The organism is Paenibacillus sp. FSL H7-0942 (genome assembly GCF_045040715.1).
Classification (GTDB): Bacteria; Bacillota; Bacilli; order Paenibacillales; family Paenibacillaceae; genus Paenibacillus; species Paenibacillus amylolyticus.
The window spans coordinates 3,325,669-3,347,837 of record NZ_CP150279.1 but is presented as its reverse complement, the minus strand read 5'-3'; the positions used below and the strand labels follow the sequence as shown (position 1 = coordinate 3,347,837).

Annotated in this window: 15 protein-coding genes; 1 reads left to right on the top strand and 14 read right to left on the bottom strand. The window is 47.2% G+C overall.

What is annotated here, in order from left to right:
• Positions 1–213: 213 nt before the first annotated feature.
• From MHI48_RS14995 to MHI48_RS14940, 12 genes are all read right to left on the bottom strand, one after another.
• Positions 214–2,565, bottom strand: a complete 2,352-nt coding sequence (locus MHI48_RS14995) for a helix-turn-helix domain-containing protein (RefSeq protein WP_405144518.1) — start codon at positions 2,563–2,565, stop codon at positions 214–216.
• A 294-nt stretch (positions 2,566–2,859) separates the two neighbouring features.
• Positions 2,860–4,566 (bottom strand): RICIN domain-containing protein, encoded by a 1,707-nt coding sequence (locus MHI48_RS14990; RefSeq protein ID WP_076253040.1) that lies wholly within the window; start codon positions 4,564–4,566, stop codon positions 2,860–2,862.
• A complete protein-coding gene (locus MHI48_RS14985; RefSeq protein ID WP_076253039.1) occupies positions 4,563–4,784 on the bottom strand; it encodes a hypothetical protein in 222 nt (73 codons plus the stop codon). Before MHI48_RS14985 ends, MHI48_RS14990 begins: the two co-directional genes overlap by 4 nt.
• Before the next feature lie 58 nt (positions 4,785–4,842).
• Positions 4,843–5,790 carry a carbohydrate ABC transporter permease gene (locus tag MHI48_RS14980; RefSeq protein ID WP_036615897.1) on the bottom strand — a complete coding sequence of 316 codons (948 nt, stop codon included), beginning with the start codon at positions 5,788–5,790 and terminating at the stop codon, positions 4,843–4,845.
• Between the two features lie 17 nt (positions 5,791–5,807).
• Positions 5,808–6,653, bottom strand: coding sequence for a carbohydrate ABC transporter permease (locus MHI48_RS14975; protein WP_082219083.1), 846 nt, complete (start codon positions 6,651–6,653; stop codon positions 5,808–5,810).
• A gap of 53 nt (positions 6,654–6,706) precedes the next feature.
• Positions 6,707–9,283: a DUF5696 domain-containing protein gene (locus MHI48_RS14970; RefSeq protein WP_076253038.1), complete on the bottom strand. Its 2,577-nt coding sequence runs from the start codon at positions 9,281–9,283 to the stop codon at positions 6,707–6,709.
• A 17-nt stretch (positions 9,284–9,300) separates the two neighbouring features.
• Positions 9,301–9,936 (bottom strand): YIP1 family protein, encoded by a 636-nt coding sequence (locus tag MHI48_RS14965; RefSeq protein ID WP_076327595.1) that lies wholly within the window; start codon positions 9,934–9,936, stop codon positions 9,301–9,303.
• Positions 9,920–11,383: an NHL repeat-containing protein gene (locus MHI48_RS14960; RefSeq protein ID WP_076253037.1), complete on the bottom strand. Its 1,464-nt coding sequence runs from the start codon at positions 11,381–11,383 to the stop codon at positions 9,920–9,922. The genes MHI48_RS14965 and MHI48_RS14960 overlap by 17 nt, the downstream gene beginning before the upstream one ends.
• A 15-nt stretch (positions 11,384–11,398) precedes the next feature.
• Positions 11,399–12,274 (bottom strand): carbohydrate ABC transporter permease, encoded by an 876-nt coding sequence (locus MHI48_RS14955; protein ID WP_026081082.1) that lies wholly within the window; start codon positions 12,272–12,274, stop codon positions 11,399–11,401.
• 2 nt (positions 12,275–12,276) lie between these two features.
• Positions 12,277–13,233 (bottom strand): carbohydrate ABC transporter permease, encoded by a 957-nt coding sequence (locus MHI48_RS14950; RefSeq protein WP_036615906.1) that lies wholly within the window; start codon positions 13,231–13,233, stop codon positions 12,277–12,279.
• A gap of 19 nt (positions 13,234–13,252) precedes the next feature.
• On the bottom strand, positions 13,253–16,150 hold the full coding sequence (locus MHI48_RS14945; RefSeq protein WP_076327596.1) for an extracellular solute-binding protein: 2,898 nt from the start codon (positions 16,148–16,150) through the stop codon (positions 13,253–13,255).
• A gap of 105 nt (positions 16,151–16,255) precedes the next feature.
• Positions 16,256–17,611: an extracellular solute-binding protein gene (locus tag MHI48_RS14940; RefSeq protein WP_074095065.1), complete on the bottom strand. Its 1,356-nt coding sequence runs from the start codon at positions 17,609–17,611 to the stop codon at positions 16,256–16,258.
• Positions 17,612–17,885: 274 nt separating this feature from the next.
• Here MHI48_RS14940 and MHI48_RS14935 point away from each other — a divergent pair, with 274 nt between their 5' ends.
• Positions 17,886–18,653 (top strand): helix-turn-helix domain-containing protein, encoded by a 768-nt coding sequence (locus MHI48_RS14935; protein ID WP_047842955.1) that lies wholly within the window; start codon positions 17,886–17,888, stop codon positions 18,651–18,653.
• 124 nt (positions 18,654–18,777) lie between these two features.
• Here the strand turns inward: MHI48_RS14935 and MHI48_RS14930 are convergent, their stop codons facing one another.
• A complete protein-coding gene (locus MHI48_RS14930) occupies positions 18,778–20,403 on the bottom strand; it encodes a response regulator (RefSeq protein WP_076327597.1) in 1,626 nt (541 codons plus the stop codon).
• The gene (locus MHI48_RS14925; protein ID WP_405144660.1) at positions 20,388–22,154 is read right to left on the bottom strand and encodes a sensor histidine kinase; all 1,767 of its coding nucleotides are present in this window, start codon (positions 22,152–22,154) and stop codon (positions 20,388–20,390) included. The genes MHI48_RS14930 and MHI48_RS14925 overlap by 16 nt, the downstream gene beginning before the upstream one ends.
• Positions 22,155–22,169: the final 15 nt, after the last annotated feature.

The following is a 22,169-nucleotide window of genomic DNA, read 5'->3' as shown; positions in this document are numbered from 1 at the left end:
GTTTACTTGGTTTCTCCACGGACTTTGATTCACTGGTCATTGTGGTTCTCAGAATCATCCCCCCATTCTTGGCTCCAAATCGTGCTGAACTTCAGCTCAACTTGGTAGCGCTTACTTTTTGAGTAATCATAAGATTGCGCTGGGGATGCGTAAAGGTACAGTTACGCTGAGAAAGTACAAATAGCGAATATAGTTCCCGAGAAACAGCCTACATTAACCGCTATGAACGTCCATTTTCCGAAATACACTCGGAGAAATGCCGCGTACCCGCTTGAAAGCTCGGCGGAATGAATGTGCACTATTATACCCGGTGGCCTCCGCTATCTCGTCAATGGTCTGACCGGTGGAGTGCAACAAGTTCGAGGCAGCATCGATGCGTACCCGTTCTACATAATCGGAAAGATTCTCTCCCGTATGTTCTTTGAATAGTTGGGATATAAACTTCTCGGACTTGCTCATGTGCTCGGCAATCCGATAGATCGTCAAGTTTGCATCCCCATAATGTTGTTGGATAAAACAAATCATTTCGCTTACAGTATCCGCATGTGCTCCTGCTCTTCTTCTCTGGAAATCACCGCAGATGTCTTCCGTTAACCGTTTGAATTTTGCCCGCAGCGAAGTAATCGTTTCTGTCATCTGAATGGATGTCACCCGGGTTTTATATTCCTCCAGCAGGGAGGCATCCAACTTGAATTTGGGTTCGTCCAGCTTCAGAAAAGTCCCCTTCAGCTCCATGATGAACTGCTGTGTCATCTCGTAGGACAGTTCCCGCTCCTCTAAATTACGAAGAAACAATTGCTCCAGAATACGTACCGCCTCTTCAGGCTCCCCGACTTTGATTGTGTTCAGCAGGCGCTGTTCAGACTCAATCGGATAATAGAACATTTCATTTTCCTTCATCGTATCTTCAAATCTCACCAGATGATCTGTTCCCATATGAATGGCATAATCCAGAGCTTGTTTGGCTTCGTCAAAGGAACGCCCTGCATCATTCCAGACCTCGTAAGCTGCACCTGTGCCAATTGTTGTGGATATCCGATGCTCCCGGTAGATCACTTCCATCAAGGTGTTCAGCTCTTTTTCACATCTCCCTATAGCTTCATTCAGTGAGTTCTCATCCAATGGACAGGCAAAAGCGATCTGGTCTGTTCCCCAATCCGTGATCAGCAGCTGCGCATTCCACTCTGTAAGTACCTGTTTGATGAGCAGCCTTGCGACACCCAGTTCATGGATCGTTTCTTCACTGTCCGGATTGGCATATCCGTTTACCTTCACTATGCCTGCCAAGCCCTTGCTGCTATGAAGAGAAATGTGCGCCTGGGATGAGATAACCTCCAACTCAAGTGAGGTATAGACTTCTCCCGTTAACAAACGTTTGATAAAACCGTCTCTCAATAACGGAATCTGCTCATTCATGGCGTTTTTAAGTGAGTCATTATTAGCAATGAGATTGTTAATATGACTTGCCAAAAAATCATATTCATTGCCCCGTCTGCCTGGGGAATCGGTGATTTGTTCCCGAAAAGAGGCCAACAATCTGTATACGGGTGCACTATTCCGATAGGCCAGAACCAGCCCGAATAACAGTCCCAAGGCAATGGTTGCCAAAGTAAAGACCAGCGTGACTTGTTTGATTTGGTCCGCTTTTGTCATGAGTGCTTTCTCCGGAATCCCTGCCATGTAATTCCATCCATTTTGACTAGACTGCATCGATATCAGCAGCCGACCATCACTTCCAGGCTGTACATTCTGCACGTTCAGCTCCGTTTCCGCAGCGTTACCTTCTCTCTTTCGACTCTGTGCCATTTGCTCGGCTTCGGCTTGTTCAATGCCATGGGAGAAAATGATCTGTCCTTCCGCATCGGTGACGAGAGTCCAGCCGCCATATTGATCCACAATATGTTGAGTAAGGCTGGCCATCTGATCCTGATCAATCATGACACCAATCGTCGCTTGCGGTTTGTTGAAGCTGTTCAAAGGCAGAGATTGCAGAAACGTAATGGCGGGAACGTCTGCAAGCACAGTGCCGAGTATTTCACGTTTATAGTTTCGAAGCGGTATGATTTCATTAAAGTGTGGTTGTTTGAGAATTTGGTCATGCCATTGTTCAAACGACATACCGTCCAGCTGATTGGCAGCATAATAATGCTCTGGACGATAATACACAGTTCTTGGTGTGATGATGGCATTGTAGTTCGGAATGTGAATGAAGAAATGGGACAAGTAATCATTGGTACTGCTGTACATGGAGAGGCTCCGCTGCATACGGTTCATACCGTAGACATTGTAGAGATCATGCGGCTTTGGCCCAGCAATTAAATTTTGCAAATCGGGATTGACGGCAAGCTGTCTGGTAAAAGCTTCGACTTGAAGAAGATTTCGCTCAATGATCTCTTTGCCAAGACTCAGCGACTTCAAGCTGTTTTCAATGGAACTGGAACGGGCCGCTTCAATAGAAGCTCGGTAAGAGGCATATCCCGCAATTTGAGGAATCATCAGAATGACAAGATACGAAATGAGGAATCGGCGGAACACGGGTGAAAATTTGGACCATAGGAGCTGCATATGTACCCTCCCTTTTTTTATCGAGCGCTTACATTTCTCTGTGTTAAGGTAGCTGTTCAATGATACACCGGGCATTTCTTCCTGGTGAAGGTACAACTTCTTCCTTATGGTACATTTACATACTGTAGCGTACAATGCTTGCATGAAAATAATTGTTGGTCTGCGGGTTAGCGCACAAATATAGTTGTATTTTACCTTCGCATGACATCCATCCCAAAGTATCAAAAATAAACGCAAAAAACCTCCCCAAGACATGGAATGACTTGGGGAGGTTTTTGTTTAATGTTGTGCTTATTAATTGCTAACGGCAACAAATTTCCATTGTTGGTTTGTAGCACCTGTGTAGGTGCTCTGCTGCAGCAAGGCTCCATCCGAAGTGGAAGCGTTTGCCACTTCAATCGCTTTATTGCTGTTCACGTTGATGATACTCCAGTACCCGTTACCAAGATCGTTGACCTTAAAATGCTGAGCGGTTGTGTTCAGATTGCTCATGAGTTGAACCGCTTCCCCATTGGTGAGGGTACCGTTGCGAATATCGATGACTTTGTCCGGTGAGTTCACACTTGTCAGTGTATAGTTGCCGCTACCGATCGAGGTCAGAACCCACTTCTGAGGGTTACCGCCCAGATCACTCCACTGCTGGAGCTGAAGATTATTTTCATTTTGACCACCAGGAACATCAACAACTTTGTTGGAATGCCGGGCTACGATTTTATAAGTTGCACCGGATACAAGACCCGTTGTCGGTCCGCCGCCTTGTCCACTGCCCGGGTAAGTCTGAGCACGTTCATGGTACCAGTTGAACAGGAATCGTCCCATGGCACTCCGTGAAGCATCTCCATCCCATTTCAGTCCAGCCGTTGGGTCGGCAAAGGAGCTTCGTGGTCCTTCACTTAGAATGAATCCGTTCATATGAGCTGCAATGCTGACATTACCTGATGCGTTGAAAATCGTTTTGGTATTGGTGCCAAAACCTTCATTGCTACCATTAAACAAGTTCCAATAGGCCGAATCGCCAGGTTTGTTTTTGAACCAGGTTACCTCGGTAATATTAATCGGATATTTGTCAGCAGCTGCCTTCACGTTGGTATTCCACTGGTCTTGCAGGATAGAGAAGTTGTCATATGCGCCATAACCAGGGTACCAGTGAACCGCATATCCATAGTTATTGAGCGGATCAGTCAATGGATGGCTTGCCGTCAAGCTGTAAAATTGGTTGTATCCCAGACCTGCCGCCCAGATGACGTTGTCCGCACCTTTGCTACGAATTGTTGAAATCATGGAATTTTGGAAATTACGCAAGTCATTCCAGTGATCCACAAAGTCATTTTCCCCGTTGTATCCACCCCAATGTCCATTGGCATAGGATTTCACCGGTTCGTTGATCAGTTCGAAGTGAACGTTGTCTGCACTTTTGATCTCCGGGCGTGAAGCGAGATAACCCCAGATTTCGTTGAATTTTTGCAGGTTGGCAGGTGTTGTTGCCTGATCATCCTTCAGTGTGAAGTCCAGTCCCAGGACAACATAGACACCTTTTGTTTTGGCATATTGAATGTACGGAATAATTACATTTTGCGTAACGGTCTGCACACCGGCAAAGTTATATGTACCAGCAGCCACATCTCCCATGTCCTGACGATCGATGAACAGACGCACCTGATTCATATTCCAGCCATGATTGCTTCCGTACTTCGCGCTGGTGTCAGCAAAAGTATCGGTAATGTCTTTCAGATAAGCCAGTGTAGCTGCATGACGGTTATTGCCGTGCAGATTGAGATAATAATTGCTGTCCTGATATGTCCAGTAGGCACCTGAGGGTTGATGCCAACCGTTCAGTAGCACAGGCTGGTTGTTGCTGTTCACCAGGTTTTTGCCGTTTACGTGCAGCTTGCCCATCGGCATGCCCACCCATGCTTCGGCACGGCTGCCTCCCCATGGAGCAATTGTGATCAATAAAGCCAGAATGAGTACAAGTTTACAAGATGTCATGAACTTCTTCACTTTAATTCCTCCTGATCTGATATATTGCCTTGCAATAATGCGAGGTAAGTTCCGTCAGAGTATCTCTGATCAAACAGATCGCTCAGGGTCGGCGCCCGCTCCCGCAACCCGTTCCACACCAGCAGGGGGATCCTGCGCAGGGAAGGATCGCGGTTCTGCTGTGAGCAGACGTTCATGAGATCGTTACATGCCCCCTTTTCACAGATGGAATGTTGCATGAAGTTCCTCCTCCCTCTTCCAGTCTGATCCCACTCCAAACGTACAGAAGAACTTAACTTAACCGACGATTCCCGTACGCTCTACACTCTCTACGAAATATCGTTGCACAAACAAATAGATGATGATCAAAGGCAGAATGGCAAGAAGAATTCCTGTATCCTGGATCATGCTCAGATAGAACGGATCGGCCTGGGAAGCTGCACCGTCGGTAACCTGCTGGGCCAGATTATACGGAAGGGACGATAACTGGGTCGACATGACTTTACTTGAAGTCAGATAAGTCGTCGTATAAAAGCTGTCGTTCCACTGCCATACGAAGGAAAACAGCATGACTGTTACCATGGACGGAATGGCATTGGGCAGCATAATTCTTGAAAATGTTCGTCCGATGCCCGCGCCGTCCACATAGGCCGCCTCCTCCACTTCCTTCGGAATACCTCTGAAGAATTGCCGGAAGATAAAGATGTACAAGCCGGCCTTAAGTGAATTGGCCGTAATCGCCGTCAGAATAAACGGCCAATAGGTATTAAGCAAATTAACAGGTTTGCCGGCTATAAGCGTCATAAGCCCCATGAGATCAAAGCTTTTCAGATTCAGGTATACCGGAATGAGAATGGTCGTTGGCGGTACAAGAATCGTCAGAATTACACCAGCAAACAGCCAGTTGCTTCCCCTGAATTTCAGTCTGGCGAATCCGTATCCTGCAAGTGCACAGGATGCTGTAGTCAGCAGTGTAGTCGTTGCAGACAGGGCAAACGTATTAAACAGCGTTGCCCAGTAATCCATTACGCGTATCGCCTCTTTGAAATTGTCGATGGAGAAGTTCTGTGGAATCCACACCACCACTGCCGAATACAGATCACCTTTAGCTTTGATGGATGTGGAAACCTTCTGAAATATGGGAAACAGGATAACGAAGGAAAGCCCGGTAATCAGAACGAATCGGATCATGGCCCACAGCCAGCCTTTCCAATGCTCCAGCGATAATAATCGTGATGTTGTCACGTGGGACACCCTCCTTTCTAATCTTGATAGAAGACTCGCTTCGAGAAAATGATGTTTACGATAACCAGAATGATGGCAATGGCCAGAAAGTAGACCCATGCCATGGCAGAACTTAATCCAAAGTCAAATTTGACGAAGCCGGTATCCCGGATCAGTTCCGTCATGGCGTTATTGGCAAACGAATCAATGATTGTATAGATCGCATTGACAAAAATAAGCGGGCTGACCATTGGGAACGTAATTTTCCAAAAGGCTTCATAACCCGTTGCCCCTTCCATCTTCGAAGCCTCATACAGTTGAGGGGAAATCGTCTGGATCCCTGCCAAAAAGATCAAAATCTGTACACCGGATTGACTGACGATCTGATAGATCCGATCTACGGCGCTGCTCAGATACGTAACGATCCAATCGCTCACTCCGGCGTTAACCATCAGATTTTCGAGTTCAAATGTCCCGAGTGAGCTTCCACCTGTGCTACTCTGATTAACCGCTTCAATCAGGCTGGTGCTCTCCAGTGTCATAATCACTCCCGATGCCAGAATAACGGGCAGGAAAAAGATCGACCGCGCTACAGCCCGGCCCCTGAACTTCTGATTCAGGATGACGGCAAGGAACAGACTGAATATAACGATAAGCGGTACGTTGATGAGCACGTCTGTGATCGCCTCAATTAACGCACGGTTAAAGCTTGTATTGACGGTCAGCGCCTGAATATAATTGGCAACACCGTTGAACTGAATTGCTATGCCTTCCGCGTTAGCCTGAATTGTACTCATGCTGTATCGCAGAGAGGCTAACAGCGGAATGAAGAAAAACAACACAAAACCAATGAGCCAGGGAAGCACGTAGATTACGCCCCACATGGCTTTCTGCTGAGCATACGTACGACTTCCCCATTTCCATTTCAGGAGCGTCTTCAGAGCTGCTCACCACCAGTCACATAGCTTTGGGCTTCCACTGTATCGTTGTTAACTTCTACAGGGAAGTCGTTATAATTGACGATTACGAACCCGCCACCTTCATATGTTGTCCGGAAGACGCCCTCCTCCAGGGATTCATGGGACATCATGGAACGTCCGGCAAACGGCTGGTTCACCTGGTTCACCTCGTTGTAAATCTCGGCAGCCAGATCGATCCATTGTTCATAATTCGCCGCGTAGAGATCATCATAATCCGTTTCTTTCACAACATGGTTTGGCGCATTGAACCATGCAAAGTAAGGACTGGCTCCATATTCAATCAGCTTCAACACATATTGCCTTGCATTGGTATATGTGGAGAGATTGTATGGCGTCCCCGTATAACCGATGCTGCCGTGTACAACGAGCTGATAGAACGGAATCTCTTCATCCTCCAGCTTGAAACGACTGCTTTTCATTGGCGCATCTGTCAGACCAGTTACATACGGCAGGGCATAAGCGTTCCCACCTTCAGCAACAAGCGAGCCAGACTGCTGTCCGATCTGTTCAAGTGCCTTCTTCACGGAGCCAAGCGCTTGGGTTCGGTCCACCAGCTTTTTCGGATTCATATCGCTGTTTAACTGAGCTGCCAGATCATTCAGGCTTAGTGACAGTCCATCCTTTTGAAGGGACCTCAACTCATCTAACATGTCTGCCGTCACGTCCTCCAGCATGTTGGGCGAAAGCACATAGGATGGTGAACGATCCCGGTCCCGCCGCTGTATGGCCTGGTTCATCGGATATAAGACCGCCGGTTCCTGAGTTAATGTGCGTGAAGCTTCTTTGGACGGTTTAAACCCTTTTTTGGATTGCACATTCAGCAGAGCGATATCGGGATAGAAACCGATGCCCGCTTCTTGTGTATATGCGCTGAATTCCCGCAATCCCTTTTTCCCGCCTACCGCGCCGTCTACTTGGATGGAATCCGGCAGTCGATGATGGAGTCCGCCGTTAAGCCATCCCGCATAGCGCACCTGAATATTGGATACCTTCTTCTCCGTCAAGGCGGAAAGAATGTTTTTGGCTTCATCAAACGTGGTCAAAGCCTCCGTTGAATCATACGGTATGCCCAGCATATGCTGCCTTGTTGTCATGCCACCGAACAATTGCAGATAAAAGGGAACGTTACTCTGCTCCTTGCTGGCATTCAGCTCGGGAAGTCCGCCGTTTTGCACCAGATAATCCCGATAGAGTGATGCAAGTCCCGAGTACGAGGCTTTATCCGCCCCGACAAAAGCATATCGAACGACGAAATCAGACGCGGTCGGTTTCTTCTGGAATTTCGGAAGTGTACGAACCATATCACTTGCCTGAAGCGTCACATCGCTCTTATTCACTACATAGAAGCTTGGATATACGTTGTTGTAACTGTTCAGTTTGCCGCTGATATCGGCATTCACAACTGCAACGGCATCCCCTTCTTCAATAATGCCCAGGAAAGCTCCCTCTTTCCGAATCAGTCCAAATACCGGCAACCTGGCTCTGGCTTCATTCGAACTTGCTTCCCGTAGTTTCATGGTCATATCCGGTCCGTATATATCTTGTTGATAGGCAGGATACTGCAGCTTGCCATTGTTAAAATGGATCAACGCTCCCGAACCGTCCGGCACCAGTATGGAGCCCTCTTCTTCTGAACCCCCGGCCCCGAAGTAATCCATTACAGATATGCTGTTGATCGGATATTCCTCCGGAAAATGAATGCCTGAGGACGGAACACGCACGAGCAGATCCTCTCCATCCAGCTCATATTCCATCGTAAGCATAAACAGCCGTGGTCCACTTCGTTCCTCTTCAATGCCAAACTCGGCATGATCCTGAGCCAGATCCTCCGATGTGTAACCGGCTGTGTCAAAAGCCTTCAAGGCCCGGGACAATTGCAATCCTTGCATCGCCTTATCAATCCGGACGTAAGCGCCTTCATCCTTGTCTTCCGCATAGCCGACCTTCAAGGCCCGTTGCCCGGCCTTGTCTAGCTGTGCAAGCAGCCTTTGTTCGAATCGCTCCTTGCTGATCTTCATCGGCAAGTCTTCTATGGATCGCTCAGTGCTTCCAAACTGGTAGTGGACCCGCACGCCGCTTGGCAGCACCTCGTAGCTTATCTGCTTGTGTGCAACACTATCCGTGAAGGAATTCACGGTGCTGCTCTGTCCGAGGCTGTTGAAGAAGCTGAGCTTCGTCTGTGATGACAAAAGGTCTTTGTTTATCCCGGCAGCAACCCCATCCTGCTCACGATCTGCAGGATTGCTGCGCCAGATCTGGCCGCTCTGCGTGTGAATCACTGCAATTTCGGCAGTCTCTTCGTTAATGAACAACTGCAGCGCAGCATTCTGCGCAATACCTACCATGCCGGGAAGGCGGACATCGCTGAACGATGATTTCAGTTTCTCTCCGGGAGGCAGGGAGGGAAAGTCCGTCTGATCAGCGGCAGTCACTGTCTCGTGAGCGAGCGGTGTTGGCGAGAATTGACAACCGCCAAGAAGCAGACTGCCCGCGAGCAGCATTCCTGTTATTTTTTTGGCTACGGTATAATTCATAACAAATTCCTCCTCCCTTAGCCCCGAAGCACTAATTCCTGATAGATGGTTACGACAAACGTTACAATCTGCTGTACAAGACTGAAGAATAACAGGCACAGAAATGCCATAAACGCCATCGCTACAAGTGTCAGCAGCATCGTGAGCACCGTTTTGGCTGGTGTGTACTGATGAACCGTCATATTCCCCACAAATAACAGATATACCGTCCATACAACGGCGAGTGCATTGGAGAAATAATAAAAGGCAGTTTCCTGCGCAGAGATCACAAGACTCAGCCAGATCCATGGAAAATGAATGAGTAACAACGGTACCAGTGCAAAGCACGTTGACATGAAAATCTCGGAGAACTTGCCTTCCCCGTCCATCAATGTGGTTAACGACCAGTTAGCCACACACCAAAACAGTACCGGTATAATGACATATAACATTTCGAGCAGACTGTTCAGGTACTTTGGATTACTGAGATTAATGAGAAAACCGCTGTACTGGGCATGCAAAATTTTGGTGATGACCAGAAGCACCAGGATCATGAAAGCAATCAGCAGTGAGTTTCTCTGGTTCCGTTCATACTTCAATTCCCAGTATCCGTCAAACGGATGAAAAATCAGATGCAGCGGGTACTGGTATAGTTGCTTACTTGATGCCTGCATTCGTAGTCCTCCTTTTCTGCCTGCGAACGATGATGACGGTGACAATCGCAGCGACAGCCAGGAATATACCGGACATCATCCATGAAAAATGCTCACGCATCAGCTCTTTGCGGTACAAAAGAAAAGCTTTGGAATACCCTTTGGGCTCCATGCTGCGCTTGAAATATTTCGCAGACTCGGCGTATTCCTTCTGACGAAGCAATGCTTTGCCAATTCCCGCATACGCATATTCCAAGTTAGCGTTCATCTCGGCAGCTTGGGCAAACAGCACCGAAGATTGATCTTCATCACCGTTATAATAGCTGCGCACCGCTTCGTGGAGTGTACGTCCGTATTCAGTTGTTTGAAAGACGGTGATTTCACCCAGCGCTTTATCCAGAACTAACATCCGGTCTCCCGCACGTTCCAGGGCAACAGGTGTATTAAACTGGCCCAGCCGGTTCCCGATGCCCCCATAAATATGGAGCAGATATCCGTCTCCATTGTAGGTAAAGATTCGGCCCTTGCTGGAATCCAGTACGGAATACATGTCACTGTCACCCACATCCACATCAATCAGGCGGGATGGCCCTGCTTCTTGGGTATACAGCAAATCACCCTGCGGAGTCTGATAGCCTTCTCTGCGCAAAATGTCTGTACCCTGGGCATTCAGCTTCTTGACCGGATCTTTGCCACGATCCCCGCTAGTGGCGTAGATGAAGCCCTCTTCATCCATATCCAGATTGGTAAATTCCGTTGGAGTGAACATCACCATCTGGCTCCGCTGCTCCCGTGTTGCAAACCGTTTCCACAGATACTCCACCGGGTCCACCTGAACTCTGTTCGCTCCAATGAAGGAAGAGAACGTACCATCGGCGCTGAACTCCATGAATCCATCAAATACGCCTTCGGCCATGACGTAGATACGCTCCCCTTTGTCCATAACAATCCGCATCGGTTTAAACTGGAAGTCTTCTTTTAACAGATCCGATTTTGGTTCAGACACGATCTTGACCAGCTTCCCCTGTTCATCCAGATGCACCACCCGGTGATTATCCGAATCAGCGACCAGCAGATGGCCTTTTTCCGTGACGTACAATCCCTGTGGATTTTTAAAATGATCTTCCTTGCCTTCCTGCTCAAATGAATCAATCGTCCGTACCAGCTTGAAGTTGCGATCCATCTCAATGATGCGGCCATTGCCCGAATCGAGCACAAAGACGTGCTGATTGGCGGTAACATGCATGTCGCTTGGCTCTTTCATAGGAGTTGTGTTCAACTTCTTGCCGGTGATAATGGTTGTTGCCTCATATGCCGCGGGTGAAGGAACTGCGTCACCCCAGAAGGAATAATGATACGCATCCGTTTTACCGTCTGCACTCACATAGGGCGCCTCTTGAACGAACAACAGGAGGCAGATCATGCCCATGATGATCGATTTACGTTTTTTCCATGTGCTTCTCCGCACCTCGCTGCCTCCTTTCTATTCTTTCATGCCCGAAGTGGCCATCGTCTGCATAACACTGCTCTGAGAGATGATAAACAGAGTGATCGGTACGATCATCAGCAGCAAAGCAACAGCCGCACCTACACCAGCTCTTGCAATCCCTCCCTGCACAATCTGACTGAGCGCATAATGCAGCGTTTTGAGATTTTCACTGTAAATGAAACTTCCGCCATCCGTTCCCCATAACGCTGGAAACTGCAGGATCATGAGCGTGAGCCATGCCGGCTTCACATTGGGCATCACGATGCTCCAGAATATCCGGTATTCATTGGCTCCGTCGATTTTGGCTGCCTCCAGCAAAGCATCGGGAATCTGCTCCATGAACTGTTTCATCAGGAAAAGTCCCAGCGAGAACGCAAGTGATGGCACAATAATGGACGCATGAGTGTTAATCCAGCCTAGCCAGGACATGACCATGTAGTTCGGAATCGCCGTAACATGCGGCGAGAACATCAGGGACAGAATGACAATGGTGAACAACACTTTGGAACCCGGAAAACGATACTTCGCCAGCGGATAAGCCGCTGCAGATGCAAGAAGAATATGTCCCGCTGTGCCAAGTATCGTAATGAGCAATGTGTTGGCAATATAGCGGGATAACGGCACCCACGAATTGCCCATGAGATTGATCAGATCGGCAAAATTCTCCGTTGTCGGATTGTTCACCCAGAAGCGCGGCGGGAAAATAAACAGCTCATCCAGCGGCTTGAAAGCATTGTTGACAGCATAGATGAGCGGAAGCACCATAAAAGAGCCGAACACGCCCAGCAATGCAAATAACATCAGGCTGACGGTAAATGACCGATTAAGCCTTTTTGGCATGCCAAACACGGCACGTACTTTGCTGGTCATCGTCATTCACCTATCTTTCTAAGCATTTTTTGCGTGAAAACGTTTGTACCCAGCATCAGGGCAAACAGAACCGTTGCGATGGCCGAGGCATAGCCCATCTCGAAACGAATGGTTCCGAAGTCCATCAGATGTGTGACAACTGTGTGTGCCGCATAGTTTACGCTCGGGAAACCTGCCAGTGCGATGGAGATCTCAGCTACGGCGAAGGAAGCGGTAATCTGCATTACCGCACCAAACATCAGCTGCGGTCTCATCGAAGGCAAGGTGATGTACCAGAGCTCCTGCCAGCGGTTTTTGATCCCGTCTACGGTTCCTGCTTCAACCAAAGAACGATCAATGGTTTGCAGTCCTGCAATAAAGGCCAGGAAGCTGGTTCCCAGGCTCAGCCACAGCTGTACAATAATGACGATTGCCAGTACATACTTCTCGTCTGCGAGCCATTGGATCGGTTCCAGTACGACGCCAAGGCGCATCAGGAATCCGTTCATATACCCGTAGCTGTCACCCGAGAAGATGATCAGCCATATGAAAAAGACGTTGCCCGATATGGATGGGGCATAGAAAACCAGCGTCATAACCGCCCGAATTTTAGGAGACAGCTCATTGATGATCCACGCAAACAAAAAGCAGGCTATATAACTGAGAGGGCCTGTAATTACGGCAAAAAGCAGCGTGTTTTTGAGCGCGATCAGAAATACGTCATCGTTCAGGAAAAGCCGGGAATAGTTCTGCCAGCCGACAAATCGCGGCAGCTCCAGCATATTGAAGTGAAAAAAGCTGAGCCCGAGTGAAATGCCGACCGGAATGACAGTAAACATGAAAAAAATCAGCATAAACGGTGCCATCAATACGTAATAATGCCTGCTGAGATACAGATCCCGCTTCAATAGGGACCACCAGCCGACCTGGCGGGTATGGACGGCAGGAGCGGCGGCTGTCTTGGTAGTTTTAGCTTGCAACCGTTACCCTCCCTTTCCTCTATTTCAGATTAAATTCTTTGCGTTTCAACTCTATTTCATCATCAATGTACAAGACATAATCCGATAAGGCTTCACGCGGATTTTCATTAGCATTGACCACTTTGCGGAAGGCGTTGTCCAGATGTCGTCCCGTGAAATAACCTCCAGGAAGCTGTGGGATTCCCTGTACCCATTCCCATTGTTTCTCGAGATTTTGATAATCCTTCACAGGCCAAGGCAATTGCTTCAAGGCTTCGATATTGGCCGTCGGGTAACGGGCAGCCGCTCCCATAAGACCTTCCATTTCTCTCCCATATTCAATCTGGGTCTGCTCAGCAGTCCACCACTTCATGAACTTCCACGCCGCTTCCTTGTTGTCAGCATTTTCGAGCATCATCACCGCGCTCGTAGCGCTGGCCACTTCATGCCGTATGGACCCATCCGGAAGCTGTGTACCCGGAACAATCGTAAAGTCCCAGAGATTGCGGATTTCCGGAGCCATAACCGTCAGCATGTTATACGTGGTGTAATCAGCAATTCCGATCGGCATTTCCCCTGTACGGAAGCGGTTCGGAAAATCGGCTTTGAGCGGAAACTTGTAATTGGTATAAAATTGCGTCCAGCGTTTGAACGCGTCCATTGAAATCTCCGAATCCAGTGCACTTTTCTTCTGGTCTTCGGTGTAGAACGTTCCGTCATTCTGATATAACAACATCGCAAAGGTTGAATTCGGAACCAGGTTGGCATTGTTCAGCGTATCCTCTATTGGCAGATAAAACTCCATGTTATGCTTCTGCAGCACGGCGATGGCGTTATATACGTCTTGCCACGTTTTCGGCGGTTCGAGGCCCAGTTCATTCAGAATATCTTTGCGGTAAAAGAGCATTGGAAAATGCTGCTGCTCCGGAAGGGCATATACCCCGTCGTTGTACCGGTAAGGCGTCAACCCGCTTTCACGGAACCTGCCCGAAATTTCCTCGAAATCGGGGAATTGGCTCAGATCCGCTGTTGCATTCCTCATCGCATAGTTCACCGGAATGTCTTCGCCCATCTGCATGGCAACATCCGGTCCTTCTCCCGAGAGTGTTGCGGGCAGCAAAATATTCGGCGGAACGAGACGTAACTGCACAGATACATCCGTATCCGGGGTAAACGAATCGTCGATCATGCCTTTCAGTACTTGGGCCTGATCTCGTCCGGTTGTGATCCATACGGTGATGGCATCCTTCTTTTGTTCCACGTTACCAATGCTGTCGTAATCTTCGGTATACGAGGCAACATATGCGCCCAGTTCGTGCTTCACCTGCTGGACGGTGCTCGCTTCCGCTTTTGGCAGCGATTCACCCGGCGGAGATACAACAAGGTAATCCAACGTAATCGGCTGTTCACGTACCGATAGAATCCATGTGCCGAGACCACCTACGTTAATTTTGAACGTATCCAGCCGTTTGGGAACCGTCTCTGGTCTGGCCGCCATATCTTCAAGCTGCAATACCATGGCGTGAAGTACGGCCACTTTGTCACTTTGCTCACCCGTGGCCTTTTCCAGGTAATCTGCAACAGATCGCAAGGTGTCAGCTTGTCGTTCAAACACCTCTGTCATCTCCGGAATACGCCGTTCCAGCTGGTAATCCCGTAGTGGGTCCGGACTGTTGGAGGTGATCATTAATATTTTGCGATACATCTCATTCAGTTCCAGCACGCTGGATTCCACGGTCCGCAGCAGCGGAGCGATGTCGCCAAGTGTAACCGTCATTCGGATTCGGTGTTTTCCTTTTTCCAGATGAAACTGATATGGCTGATCTTCTCCCGAACCCAAGACCTGAGTTTGCCAGGCCGGGCTGTAGTTAAATCGAATGCGTTTCATTTCCTTAAACGGAACTTCGCCGTTAATCGTCAGACTGCGGGTGGCATAGATGCCACGCAATTGATCCTGCTTCACCTTAAGCGCGATTTGATACAATCCGTCTTCAGGCACATCTATTTCCCATTCAATCCATTCGCCCGGCAGCTTCCAGTTAATGCCCCCGATGGCGTTCATCCGAATTTTCGATACATTATAAGGCTCGAGTGAAGGACTTGATCGGTCCGAGATTGGTGCCAGTGTAGGGGATGACTTGCTGACAGCTTCCTCCCCTTGTACTTTCAACATAACAGGAGCGGCTTGTTTCAAGCCGAGTGAGGCATAGGTCTGCTCCAGCTCTGCATAGGAAGGAACTTCGCTTTCTTGGTACAGCTCGATATAATCGATCGCCATGCTTTCTCTTAATGAAGTGAGCGATAACTTCTGACTGCCTTTTTCAAAATAAAACTGAAACGGTTCCTCGAAGTACCCTGCGCTGTCCTTGAAGGAAGTCAGTTGCCATTCGGGCTGCTCCACTTGTCTTGGTCTAAGCTCGTTGCCACGATCGTCCTGCCGGACGTTATCCTCGCGATTCCCCCATACCCTGTCAAACAGAAGAATATCGGCCCCTCTGAACGGGACCTTACCATTAAGCTCAAGCCTGCGTTCGATCCCGGAGCTTTTGCCTTCTACGGGATAATAGTGAATGCGAATGTTGTACAAACCGCTCACTTGAACGGGAACATCCCAGCGAATGGTTCCAGTTTCCGGCGTAATTACGGCATTTCCGTCTAATCCGGCGTACCCTTGCACAACCTCAAATTCCCCATCCTCTGCCTGAACATAAGATTCGCCTTCGATGCGTACAATTTCATCCGGTTTGGCCGTATTGTCATGAGCAGTCAGATAATGCTCATAACTGAATGAATCCTCGGTTCCCGATACCGCCTCAAAGTCCTCAAGCGCATGTACCGTTCCCGGATTACGATCCCGCGATGGATATAGTGTCCATATGGAGAGCACCAAGGCCAGGACAAGCACCAGGATTAGTCCCTTTTTCTTACGTGACCGCATGTTTGAATGTATCCCCTTTCCTGTAAGCGTTGAGAGAACTGAACGATTGACTAACCCGGACAGACCGCACCTTCACTGGTGCGTTCTGCCCGTGTAACGTGATACTTATTTGTAAACCTCATCAATCGCAGCCTGGAAAGGAGCCTTGTATTTCTCGATCAGCGTAGATACGGATACCCCTTCTTTGAGTTCCCCATCAAAATCCCAGAACGGCAAGGACGGGAATGTGTTATGGTCGAGAACCAACATACCTTCCGCAACCTCTCTGGCGTTGTTGATATCTGCTTCATCGGTCAGATGTGTCTCCAGTGTGGATTGTCCCGGATACTCATAGATCGATTCGATCTCATTAATTTTCTCCCAGATGTACATCAGTTGTTCCGGATTCTCTACTGCTTTTGGAATCGTTATAGCTTGGTAACGTGACTCACCGGAGTGATACGCTGTTGCACTTGGACCTTTTGGAAACGGTACAAAACCAATATCGTAGTCCTTCATATCCGTCATAATACCTTCAACTTCGTACATGGCACCTGAATACATCAAGGTGTTGCCTTGACGGAAGAACGTGGATGGCTCTGTCCAATCGCCGCCCTCAGAAGCTCTACCGACCTTCTCGGTAGCCAGTTTGGACAGGAAGTTCAACGCTTCTTTCGTTTTTGGATCTTCCAGGTTCTGCTTATCCTCTTTGGTCAGAGAAGCCTCGTTGGAATACAGAATCGGTTCCAGCAAGCCCGTTTGAGCGAGTCCCCAAGTGTCTAGCTTGCCATCATTGTTTCGATCCTTGTTCGCTTGCTTGGCAACGCTGATAAACGTATCCCAGTTCCATTCATCGGCATCCACATACTCCTGAAGTGGCTTCAAGCCGAGCTCTTGCATGAGTGTGCGATTATAGAAAATCCCGTTGATAAACGAGGACTGGTCCTCGGTAAAGCCGTAACCTTTGCCTTCATACTGCATGTATTCCTTGGTTGTTTTCTGGTTGAATACCTTGTCGTTTTTAATATAATCATCCACCGGCCATAACAGATCCTGTTTGGTCAATGCCGGAATGGCATAGTTTTTGCCCAGTCTAACCAGATCGCCAAGCGGTTCACCGGCCATCAGGGAAGCAACTACTTTTTCCTGATATTCACCAAAATCGATGGAAACATATTCAATATTAAAGTTGTGTTTTTTCTTCAGCGCTTCGAGATTCTCAAGGCGTTGAATGTTGTCCGGGTTGTTCCCCTGTATTTCCATGTCCCACCAAGCAACAACCTTGATCGTTCTGCCACCCATGTCAAAGTCCATTTCTGGCGTGGAGTTTTCATTCTTTGGCTCGGTTTCCGCGGGTTTTTGTTCCTCCTGTGGTGTTGTCTTTTCCGGCTCGGGTTGAGCGGTAGGTGCAGAACTGCATGCAGCAATCACCAACAAGACCGCAAATACCAGGCTCAGTAGCATGAACTTGTTTTTTCTCATCGTCTTCCCCCCTGATTGTCGTTTGCTATCACAGTGTATCGTTCAAATGAAAGCGCAAACAACCTGCCGAAATACAGATGTTTACCCGGGCTGAATATAGATTTGCGTAATTTTGCACGAGCAAAGTGCATTATAGGTTTTAATTGGTAAAGAAATGCACTGTCTACAAAAATATGCACATTGTATGCGCTTTCTTTTATTACCATAATGAAATTAAGTCAAATTTCAGTTAATCTAGCGCATTACAATTCAGCAGAAGGTGAGGTATTGCTTCATGTATGATATTTTACTTGTGGATTTCAGCCGTCGTTTGTGCGGAGAGTTGCAACAGATGTTGCTACGGAGCAAAGCTCAATATACTATCGCAAATTGTGTGTTCTCATCGGCCGAGGCTTTGACCGCATTGTCAGAACGAGACTTTTCCCTTGTTATGGTACATACAGAGAGGTTTGATACCGCGGGGCTCTGGTTATGCAATGACATTCGAAAAAAAAGTCAGATACCTATCCTCCTGATGGGTGGAAGAGATCACTTCAGGTTTGTACGCAAAGCCCTGACGTATCAGGTAAATGATTATCTCCCGTATCCTGTTAGTCCTTCTTCTTTACTTAACAGTCTGCATGGACTTAGATCCCACCTTGAAACCGACCCGGCACACAAAACGTCGTCGTTCTTCAAAACACCCGTTCAAATGAACGGTAAACCCATGCACTCCAGTCATGTTATTCGTATCGTTAAGGCCTATGTACGGGATCATCTGAGTGATGAAATCACGCTGAAGAAGATCTCTGACATGCTTCATTTTAACTGTGCGTACCTTGGACAGAAGTTCAAGCTGGAAGAGAAGATGTCTTTCAATGATTATATGCTCCAGCAACGTATGGAAAAGGCACAGCAGTTGTTGTCTTCCACGAATCTGCGAATATATGAGATTGCTATTGAGGTAGGTTATAAGGATATTGATTGGTTCTATAAAAAGTTCAAAGCGTATGCCGGATCGAGTCCCAATGCTTATAGAAGACAAAAAATCCACACGGCCTAAAGGTGGGTCGCCGAATCGGTTTGTTTATCAATTAGATAATAACCACAAAAAAACGCAGGATGTATTCTACTTCCTGCGTTTTTTTGTGGTTGTTTGGGTTTGGTCAATTCCAAAGTATTCACCGTTAACGTACCAAAAGGGATTCCCGGTATTCTTGGGGAGTCATTCCCGTTATTTTCTTAAAAAGTCGGGTAAATGAATGGGCAGCCTCGTACCCCACTTGAAGTGCGACCTCACGCACCATAAGATTTGTGTTCTGAAGCAATTCTTTGGCTTTCCGTATTCGGCAGTCGTCAATGAACTCTGACACGTTTATTCCCATTTCCTGCTTAAAGAATCGCGACAGATAGGATGGATTAAAATGATGAAGTTCTGCCAGTCTCACCAGAGAGAGATCTTTCTCCAGGTTCTCCTTGACGTAACTGCATAAGGAATGAATGACAACGTTAGCGCGTTCCTGTTCATTTGATCTTTTGTAGCGTACTAATTCATCGGCAGCACGATATAGAAATTGTACTGCATCCTTCATGCAGGTATACTCCCCTAAGTGCAGCAAGCTTCGTTGATCCGGGATTTTCTGTTGAAGACCCCAACGATTGATCGTTGAATGCAATAATAATGCCAGATTGTAGTATGTCTCCATGGCACGTTCCATCGTAATTTCCTGTTGCAGCAGTTCTCCTGCAAGCTCCTCAAATATATCGTAAAATGGCTGAATTCGTCCCGTTTCCAAATATCCTGACATAATCTCGATCCGGTTTGAGATCCGCATGGATTCTTTGGGTACATCAGATGAGAGATCATTACGATGGTCCGTGAGTACCATGGATACACCATCCCCAATTTTCATCCACTGGAGTAATCTCAGACGTTCATATTGTTTGGTTAACTCGGACCAATTGCAACTGCGACTACTTAATGAAAAAGCAATGGATACGCCGAGTGAGACCATGCATGCTTCCTGTACCAGTTCCAGTGTACCTTCTAGAAATCGCACAAGTTTATCATTTGTCATCTCTTCCTCCTGCTTCGGCTGAAGCAGCCAGATCGTATCCCCATAATGGTCCGTTACACTTGCACACACTGTACGCTCATTCATCAGAGAAGAGCCGATAATGCGCACAGATTCCTGGACTTGTGTGAGGTCCGAACCTTTTTCTGGAAAATTATTGAACCGACCCAGTATGAGATAAACAGGTGAGTTGTTCTGTAATCTTATATCTCGTTTGGATAATTCGTCCTGCATATCCATAGTAGAATCTATAACCGCCGTACAGTCTTGAAGTAACTTCCGTAAATACTCTTTTTGCTGTATCAGTGCAAGCTGCGAATTGACTTTATGAGAATGTTCCAACAACTCAACCATGCTGTGACTTTGCCGGATCTCTTCCATCACATCTTCTACAACAGACATCACCTTGTCATAACCTTCCGTTTTGAGCAAGTAACGCACATTAGCCATCTGAAAAGCTTGATATGCATAATCAAAATCGCTATGTCCTGTCAGAAAAATGACGCGACAATTCGGCCAACTGGCTTGAATCCGCTCTGTCAGTTCCAACCCACTCATGCCCGGCATACGGATGTCCGTTAGAACAATGTCAATTCTCGACCGTTGCATCCAGGACAATGCTTCTGTTGCAGAGTAGGCCTTACATACATCAAGCTGTTCGGGTATATGTCTGGCGAACGTTTCATAGAGACTATCCGTAATAATCTCCTCGTCATCTACAATCAAAAGTCGATACATTCGTTTTCCCCCTCTTTCCACTGGATTCGAATTGTGACTTTTAACCCTTGCAGTTCACTTCTGGATAGGAAAAGGCCACTTCCTTCTCCATACGTCAGGACCAGACGTCGATGAATATTTATTAACGCCGTCATTTCGTCTGTACCTCCGTCCTTATGCAAACGTTGTTGAAGAGTTTGAATGTGTTGCTCTTCCAACTCATTACCATTATCCTCTACGGTGATCTCGGCATATGAACCTTCCATAGTAAACCCAATAATTAGAAGACCGGAGTCCGTATTCTTTTCAAGGCTGTGTTCGTAGGCATTCTCAATAATAGGTTGAATAATGAGTCTGGGAACTTTAATATGTTCCATCTCAGCAGGTAGTGACCCAAAATCAACTTTGATTCGTCTGGAGAATCGTAATTGTTGAATCTCTGTATAGATTCGTGAATGCTCAACTTCCACTTTCAACTTCACATGATCTGTTTCATTCCGCGTAATGAACCTGAAATACTCTCCGAGCATGTTGGTGAATTGCTCAATACGTTCGGTTTCTCCTGTCCTTGCCAGTGAATTCAGAATAAAGAAGCTATTGTACAGAAAATGAGGATTAATCTGCGATTGAAGCTGTTTCAACTCGGCCCGCTGCATCATCAATGTTTTCTTAAAATCTCGATCGATAAGGGATTGAAGATTTTCAATCATTAGATTGAAACGGGTGTAGAGGAAGCCGAATTCATCCTTTCGGTTATGCGCAATGGGGACATCAAGCATGCCTCCCTCCATTTTTTTGAATCTTTTCACCAACAACAGCAACGGGATATGAATTAACTTGTAACTTGAATAGAGATACGCCGTGATGGCAACAAATGATGTAATTGCAAACAGCCAAGCCCAATGATAGAACTTGCTAAGTGGCTTCGTAACAATTGCCTCGGGTAGATATGTAGCTACGGATAAGCCCAGGGAGTCCATATGCAACTGACTAACATGGTACATCGTGTCCCCCACCTTCATCCGAAAGCCATCAAGTGTACCCTTTACACTGTGCTCACGGTAATTCGCGAGAATAACACTAGCTTGATGTTTATCTGTGATGGCATGCCCTGTTTTGTCCTCAATCAGAAACGTTGAACTCTCCGGGTACAAATTAAGCCGTGTGAGTTCATTCTGAAAATGGTATGTATCCAACTCCACCTGAATGACAAAAAGCGGGGGTTCTCCTCTCGTGCCTGTCAGCCTGACGGCACTTAAGTTCAAGGCGTCCTCTTTCACCGTGAAACGTGTACCTTTTCCTTGCATGCCTGAACTGAAATATAGGTAAGAACTTTTATCGAAATCATCGATGCCTTGGATCGCGGATATACTTTTGCCAACAGAAGGGATATGTACATGAACGTTTTTGATATAAGCAGTGCTATTCTTGAATGAAGCGAGTCGTTCAGTCAGGTAATTTAATGTATCACGCCGCTCAACCTGATCCATCATGTCCCAGAGAATGGCTAGACGATTGAGTTTTCGATCCTCAACGATATCAAACTGCTGTAATTCCATCCATTCTATCTCTCTGTTCAATTCCACCACATATTGGTTCAACCGTCTTTCCGTTGACAACGATATTTCCTGACTTGCATTGTCATAACTCCAATGATACAGATACACGCCAAGAAGAATAAGGGGGAGTACAAATACCAGATAGGTGATTATTAATCGCGCAAATATACTGTTAAACCATGATTTAGCAGGGATCTTGATCAATGCATTCACCTCCAATGCCAAAGG